Annotated in this window: 5 protein-coding genes and 2 pseudogenes; 1 reads left to right on the forward strand and 6 read right to left on the reverse strand. The window is 68.2% G+C overall.

What is annotated here, in order from left to right; all coding sequences use genetic code 11:
- Nucleotides 1-90: 90 nt before the first annotated feature.
- The 6 genes and pseudogenes from ABZ070_RS34045 to ABZ070_RS34070 all read right to left on the reverse strand — a co-directional run bounded on the left by ABZ070_RS34045 (nucleotide 91) and on the right by ABZ070_RS34070 (nucleotide 5,734).
- Complete coding sequence (locus tag ABZ070_RS34045) at nucleotides 91-1,359, reverse strand: MFS transporter (RefSeq protein ID WP_356639689.1); 1,269 nt, start codon at nucleotides 1,357-1,359, stop codon at nucleotides 91-93.
- A 14-nt stretch (nucleotides 1,360-1,373) separates the two neighbouring features.
- Nucleotides 1,374-1,913 (reverse strand): helix-turn-helix domain-containing protein, encoded by a 540-nt coding sequence (locus ABZ070_RS34050; protein ID WP_356639681.1) that lies wholly within the window; start codon nucleotides 1,911-1,913, stop codon nucleotides 1,374-1,376.
- A 596-nt stretch (nucleotides 1,914-2,509) separates the two neighbouring features.
- Nucleotides 2,510-2,866, reverse strand: a complete 357-nt coding sequence (locus tag ABZ070_RS34055) for a phage holin family protein (RefSeq protein WP_356639683.1) — start codon at nucleotides 2,864-2,866, stop codon at nucleotides 2,510-2,512.
- Between the two features lie 449 nt (nucleotides 2,867-3,315).
- Nucleotides 3,316-3,687 (reverse strand): annotated as a pseudogene (locus tag ABZ070_RS34060) (toxin Doc); the annotation flags it as partial.
- On the reverse strand, nucleotides 3,687-3,929 hold the full coding sequence (locus tag ABZ070_RS34065) for a hypothetical protein (protein WP_356639685.1): 243 nt from the start codon (nucleotides 3,927-3,929) through the stop codon (nucleotides 3,687-3,689). The pseudogene ABZ070_RS34060 and the gene ABZ070_RS34065, both read right to left, overlap by 1 nt.
- An 865-nt stretch (nucleotides 3,930-4,794) precedes the next feature.
- Nucleotides 4,795-5,734: pseudogene (locus ABZ070_RS34070) on the reverse strand (helix-turn-helix transcriptional regulator).
- A gap of 892 nt (nucleotides 5,735-6,626) precedes the next feature.
- On the opposite strand from ABZ070_RS34070, the gene ABZ070_RS34075 reads away from it, so the two are divergent.
- The gene (locus ABZ070_RS34075; protein WP_356639687.1) at nucleotides 6,627-7,097 is read left to right on the forward strand and encodes a VOC family protein; all 471 of its coding nucleotides are present in this window, start codon (nucleotides 6,627-6,629) and stop codon (nucleotides 7,095-7,097) included.
- The last annotated feature ends 189 nt before the right edge of the window (nucleotides 7,098-7,286 follow it).

Consider the following 7,286-nt stretch of genomic DNA (forward strand, 5'->3'; position numbering starts at 1 on the left):
CGATCCGGCAGCAACGGCTCGATGCGTGCCCACTGGGCGTCAGTCAACGACACACATCAACCAACGATCAGATGATCCGAAGGAAACGGCCTAGTCGGGTGCACTCTCCTGGGCGGGTTCCTTGGATGCCGGGTGATCTGGACCGCTGGCCGAGTCGGCGGCACGCAGCGCCGCTTCGACCCGGCGGTTGCTGGTCATGGATGCCGTGACGGTCGTCATCGCCAGGAGGAGGACGGCGGCGGCGTAGAGCGGGGTGCGGATGTCGTAGGTGGTGGCCAGCCAGCCGCCGAGGAAGGCCCCGATGGGGGCGGCGCACATGGCCAGCATGCGGGAGGTGGAGGCGACCCGGCCCATGAGGTGGGCCGGGACGATCGCCTGCCGGAGGGAGGGCCCAAGCACCATCGTGGCACCCATGCCGGCCCCGCAGACGGCGAGCGCCAGCCCGGCCACGTACGGGTTCGGGGCAGCGGCCAGGCTCAGGATGGCAAGCCCTTCGACGGCGGCTGTGCAGGTCAGTGCGGTGCCGGTGCCGAGTCGTCTGCCGAGGTAGGAAGCGATGCCCGCACCGAGCAGGCCGCCGGTGGCCTCCGCTGTGAGGAGCAGGCCGAAGCCGTAGGTGTCGATACCGAGGCGGTCGTGCGCGAAGAGGGCGAGGACGGTCTCCACAGCAAGGAAGGCGACGTTCCCGACCGCCGGGCGGAGCGCGAGCCCGAGCAGCAACCGGTCCCGGAAGACGTACGAGGCCCCGGCCCGCGCTTGCCGTAGCAGCGACTCGCGGATCTCCGGCATGGGCCGGGGCATGGCGGGAAGCGACCGTACGAGCAGTGCGGAGACCATGAACGACACCGCGTCGGCGAGCAGCGGAACCGCACGCCCGAGCGCGAGCAGCGCACTGCCCGCAGGCGGCCCCGCGAAACCGGACATGGCGGTCTGGGCTCCGCGCAGGCGGGAGTTGGCGCGTTCCAAGAGTGCGGGGTCGCGGCCGAGTAGATCCGGCAGGTAGGCCGTGGCGGCCGTGTCGAAGAAGAGTCCGCCGAGGCCGAGCAAGAAGGCGACGGCCGCGAGCAGCGGAATGCTCAAGCCGTCGAGCGCTGCCGCTGCCGCCGGTATCGCGAGCAGTACCGCACGCGCCGCATCCACGACCCACATCGTGCGCCGACGGTCCCAGCGATCCACCAGCGCACCGCCGAGCACCCCGAAGAGCAGCCACGGCAGCGTCCCGGCGGCCGTGACGACGGCGAGCGCCATCGGATCCCGCGTCAACGTCAACGCGAGCAGCGGCAGCGCGGCATGCGACACCCCGTCACCGAGCGAGGACACCGTTTGCGCAGTCCACAGCCGTCCGAACCCCGTCGGCAACTTCCGAACTGAGGTCACTTGGCGCCCCCCTCGGCCTGCTCGCGCGGTGCCGGGTGGAACAGTGCGAAGACGAGTGACACATCCGGCAGCGACGGATCGGACAGCTCCCGGTACTCGTCCGCCAGTGCCTGCAGCCGCGCCCCCAGCTGAGCGAACTGCTCCTCGGTGAGCCGCAGATGCGCCATCCGTACGTGCCGCTCGCCATCCGCCGGCGACGCCTCCAGGTCTGCCACCGCATGGCGCATCAGCACATCCGGCCCTCCCTCGCCCGGATCCGGCAGCTCGATCGACCGTGCAGCCATCGCGTAGTACCGCTCGGTGACACCCCGCACCTTCCGCGTCCGCACCACCTTCACCAGGCCGGCCCGCTCCAGCAGCCGCACGTGATAGCTGGAACTCCCCTTCGCAAGGCCCACCCGCTCGGCGATCTGCGTAATCGTCGCGGGCTCGAAGCGGAGCACGGCCATGATCCGGTGACGCGTGAGATTGGAGACGGCGCGCAGTTGTTCGTCCGTGGTGACGTGAAACGTCTCGGGAAGATCATCGGTAGGCATGCGAGCAATGGTCAACGATTCTTGACCATTGAGCAAGGGGATTTCGCGCGGACCTCCAGAATCTGCTGTCCGGCGCGTGAGACCTTCTGTCAAAGCCCCCCCGTTGCTGAACCAAGCACCTACTCACACCCGGGCAGCCCGTATGCCTCGGCAGCAATCGAACGACCGCTGGCCTTCGTGCCTCCCGAAGTGGTGAACATCTGCTGTCGGTTCTCGTGAACAAGGCCAACGCCGCGCTGCTCGGCGTCGATCGCGCGTTGGGACCATCCCCGCGGGTGCGGGGAGCAGGGCGATGGCGGACGCCTCCAGCTCGGGCATCTGGGGACCATCCCCGCGGGTGCGTGTCCGCTCCCTCCCGCCGGGCCTCGGACCCGGACGCCGCGGCACGCACCCGGCATCACCTGCGCCTGGCAGGGCTCGGACGTGGAGGGCGGGGAGCCTGCGCTCTGTCCGCGCGTCAACTCCGCTAAGCGAGCCACGATTTCGGGGCCCTCCCCCGGCTGAGCGGAAGGGAGCCCGTGAGCGGATACGGGCCCGTCCCCGCCGTCCCGGAGGCGGCGGGGACGGCGGCGCGTCCGCCCGTGATGACCCATCAGTCAGTGCGCCAACTCGTCGGCCACCTCTTTCACCGCGTCCAGCGAACCTGCCAGTGCCTCCCGTGACGCGGCTCGGGCCCGGCGCAATCTCTCGTACCCATACCCGGCGAACGCCACAGCCCCTATGCCGTACGCAGCCGCCAACGCCCCCGTCACCCGCGGCGCCGGCCACACCCGCTCCAGCGCCCGCACCGCCGACTCCTGAGCCGTCAGCAGAGCCAGCACACCGAGCACCCCGCCCGCCCCCAGAGCCGCCGATCCCCGGCGCCCCTCGGACACGGCAGCCACCAACTCCGCCTTCACCTGGTCAATATCCTCACGGACCAACTCGATCACATCCTGTGACAGTGGTTGCATGCCTTCTCGGTACCCCTGACGCGGCCGGGCAGACAGCGTCAGATCGCCACGCGCACCACCGAGAGATGACAGCCGCAGTGCGGCTTCGGGCGATACGCCTGCCGGCCTTGATCTGCTCGACGGTCTCGCCGTCCGCCCCTCGACGGCGATGGTGCACGGCAGGGCAAGGACCACCCCCGCGGGCGCGGGAAGCAGACCTCCCACAAGCCGATCACCCAGGTGCAGCTGGGACCATCCCCGCGGGTGCGGGGAGCAGGATGCGGTGACGTCCTTCTGGGCGTTCGCCCAGGGACCACTGGATCGTCCCGTACTTCCGACGCCGTCCAGCGGCCATCGGCGCCACCCCCTGGCTCCTTGCGCGTTGTTGCCGCCCGTCCTACCCCGCCCCCACGACCGGCACACCGCGCGCCTGTTGGGGTGCGCGCCGGTGTTCCGGAGGGAGGGGTGGAGATGCACCAGGTGCGGATGCGGTCGGCGGCCTGGTAGACGTTCGTCTTGCCGGCCTGGATGTCGCGCACCAGGTCGACCATGGCCCCGTACGGAGGGTCGATGCCCTCACCGGAGGCGTGCATGTATGCCGCGGCGACCTGGCATGCGTAGAGGCTGTTGCGGTAGGGCAGCGGCTGGAGGCGGACCAGGGTGTGCAGCAGGGCGGCGGCGCGCCAGGCGGGGTCGGGGTCGGCGGTGGCGGGGCGGGGGATGCGGGTCTTGTGGCGGGCGACGGCGGCCACCAGGGCGGAGTAGTCGGCGACGCTGACGTCTTCGGGGACGGCTTGTTCCTGGACGTCCAGGAGCCAGGAGACGTCGATGTAGAGGATCATCAGGCCGCGTCCGCCCCCTGCCGGCGACGGGCGGCGGGCGGGACTTCGTCGGGGAAGGCGTCGTCGAACTCGTTCCGGTGGGTCTCGCCCCAGGAGACGGCGTAGCGGACGAACTGCAGGCGCTGCTGTTCGCGTAGCGGCAGGTCGTGGACGTACTGCTTGAGGGACTTGCCTTCGGCGGCCGCGGCGGCGCGGACCGCTTCGAGCTCTTCATCGCTGAAGGTGATGTTCCAGGACGGCATACCGCCCTGGTACCTAGTAGGTACCTGGGGGGCCAGGGTCGGACGGTGCTCTGCATAAACCGCGGGCCACACGCGGGACGGGGCGGTCAGGCGAAGGCGGGGGCAGGGTCCTCGGCGGTCCAGTCGCCGTCGAAGAGTGCGGCGCCGAGGCGCTCGTGCTCCGCGGCGAGCTGTCCGGCGCGGTGCTTGGTTCGGGTCGTGGCGAACCCGGGGCCGATCTTGACGGTGTCGCCGTCGACGGTGATCGCCTCCCGGGCCTCGGGGGCGCGGCGTTTCGCGGTGGAGGAACAGCTCGAGGAGCTGCACGGTCTGGGCGAACGTGCGGCGGGCTGCGGGGCGCGGCACCCGGCTTCGGGCCCTGGGCCCGCATCTACCGCCCTGCCACAGCGGGCCGGCGCCAGTGCGTGCAGCTCGCCGTCCTTCCCTGGGGTGCTCTCAACCCCCGGTCCTGGGGGAACATCTGAGCGCGGCCGTACCGGCGAGTCCCGCAGCAGCGCCGTGAAGAAGCGGGCGCATAACTCTGGTCATGGGCGGTCCTCCTGCTGAGCAATCAATCTCGAGTCGGTGCCCCGTACTCAGAGACTGAGCTTCAAGTCCCATTTCCGTGGACGCTCCGCATCACAGGACGTGTGAGTGGACGACGGCGGGACCAGCGGTAGAAGCGTCCGCATAGCCCCGGTTCGGGGTGAACAACCACCCCAGCCCGTCCTGATCGGATAACGGTGGCGACTGGCGGCGAACCTGTCGGAGGCCGAGCAGCTCCAGCTCCGTCACCGGCCTCTGTTCGGGTCTGCGGCCTCGGAACCACCCTGGTGAATCCTGCAACAGCGGCCTATGAGAGGGCAGCGGCGGTAGACCGTCTGAATCAACCCTTTTCCCGGTGGACTTGGAGCTGACGGTCAGACAATCCCTCGGGGCTGTCCACGGAACCCGCACGTACCGAGGTGTCCAGGCCACCGATCCGATCGGCGAGTTTCCGCAAGGCTTCGCAAGACGGGGAGCCGGGTTGAGCTGTACTCACCAACAACCACTGGTCCGGGTCACCGGGAAAGATAAGGGCCTCATAGTTCAAGGTGATTTCGCCGAGCAGGGGGTGCCGGTAGTGTGTGGCGCCGTGGGAACTCCTCCACATCGTGTGCGGCCCACCATCGGCGAAAGTCTTCGTCTACGGCCGACAGCTGATCCATTAGCTCGGTCAGTTGCGGATCGTTCGGATGCCGACCCGCATACAGGTGCAATCCTGTGACGACCATGCGGGCGGCCATGTCCCAGTCAACAAATAGTTCACGCGCCGCAGGGTCGATAAATACAAATCGCGCCCAATTGCGCTCGCGGGCCGGTACGGCGTCGAAATCGACATATACCGCGCAAGCCATTCGATTAAGGGCAAGGACGTTCATGCGGCCGTCCATAATCATGGCAGGGGTATCCCGAAGAACCTCAAGCAGCGCGTACGCACCCGGACGCACTCGCCATGGAACGGCGGGCTGGCTCACTCGGGGCATGGACTGCGGTCTGGCCAGGTTGAACAGATGCGCACGCTCGACATCATCCAGCCGCAGAGCGCGGGCTACGGCCTCCAACACCGCTTCCGAGGCGTTGGCCACCCGTCCGCGTTCCAGACGGATGTAGTAGTCCGCGCTCAATCCGGCCATGAGTGCAACCTCCTCACGGCGGAGTCCCGGAACACGGCGGCTCGCCCCCGGCGTGACCCCGACCTGCTCAGGAGCCACCCGGGCGCGCCGCGAGCGCAGAAAATCGCTCAGTTCTTTGTTGTCACCTGAACCGGACGACGTCGTGCCCATATATTGAGGCTAGTCCTCGACGCACCATCCCGGCAAACGCACAGGGGAATAATTCGGCCGCATAAGCCACTCCCTGCCAACGGAAAGGAAACTCCCTGAAACGGTCGCCCTACAAGAGCGAAGGGTGGAGCCGTCCCCCTTACCGCCGGACCAGCGAGTGACGTCGAGTAAACAGACGCTTTCCGAATATAGCCTTGGCGATTAAAAAGGGGATTCGGGGGTTCCTCAATGCCCTGATACGTTGCTGCGAAAGTGGGCCGTCGAGGAACTTCTGGGGAAGAGGTGCTCATGCGCCGGCACCGGCTCGCCTTCCACGTCAATCCGGCTGCGGTACCTGCCAATACCCCATCCGCCGCGGGATGTGATCATGCTCTCGGGACACGCGGAAATGCGTGAGCTGAGGCTGCGTGTGCCGTCATGGCCGCGCAGGCGGTCCGGCAGCTGCTGCCGCGGGCTGCCCACACCGGCCACGTCCGTTGGGCCCACAGACCATCTCCGGTTAGGGCCCAGTGACGGGCGCGCATGATCTCGCCGACGGCGGGGCCAGCGGTGGAGCCGAATGCCTTGCTGTCGTCCAGGCGTCGGCCCGGGGCCGTGTCGACGACCTTTTCGCCGTTTCCGTCTCGCCGAGGATCAAGCTTCGTTATCCGCCTGCATCGGCGGTTACTCAGCGACAGGGAAAGGGGGCCTGCCAGTACCTGGACCAGTAGGCCATGGCCGAGGTAGGCCTGCTTAACCGCCCCCAGGTGCCCTTCCGGCTGGTTCTCTGGACTGCAGGTCAGCACAAGGCCCGCAGGACACGCCGACCTCGCCGACCAAGGCGAAACCCCGTTCGACGGTCTGGTGACGCATTGGGCGTAATCCACCGACGTCAAGAAACAAGGACACCTCCATGGATCTGAAGCTCGAAATGATCGTGCTGCCCGTCTCCGACATCGACCGGGCCAAGGCCTTCTACGAGAAGGTCGGATTCCGCCTGGACGTCGACTACACGGCCAACGAGGACGTCCGGGTCGTGCACTTCACACCGCCCGGCTCCGAGTGCTCGATCATCTTCGGCGAGGGGATGACGCCCATCGCACCCGGCTCCATCCAGGGCCTGTACCTCATCGTCTCCGACATCGAGGAGGCCCGTGCGGAGCTCGTCGGCCGCGGGATCGAGGTAAGCGAGATCTTCCACGACGCAGGCGGCCTCTTCCACGGCCACGAGAGCGGGGACGTCACCCACCACCGCCCCGGCCAGGAGCGGCTGGCCGGCCTGCACCCCGAGCGCGCCTCCTACGGCTCCTTCCTCACCTTCAGCGACCCGGACGGCAACGGCTGGGTGCTCCAGGAGGTCACGCAGCGCCTCCCCGGCCGCTGAACACCGCCACAAACCACCATCCATCGGCCGAAGACCGGCACCGGACCGCCGGCCGAGCGGAGTCATGCAAGCAATGAGGAAACGAAACAGTGAGGAACGCAGCAGTGATGAACGAGACCACCCGTACCTACGACGTGATCGTGATCGGCGGGGGCCCGGTCGGCGAGAACGTGGCCGAACGCGCTCGAG

Source organism: Streptomyces sp. NPDC006283, from assembly GCF_040613325.1.
Lineage (GTDB): Bacteria > Actinomycetota > Actinomycetes > Streptomycetales > Streptomycetaceae > Streptomyces.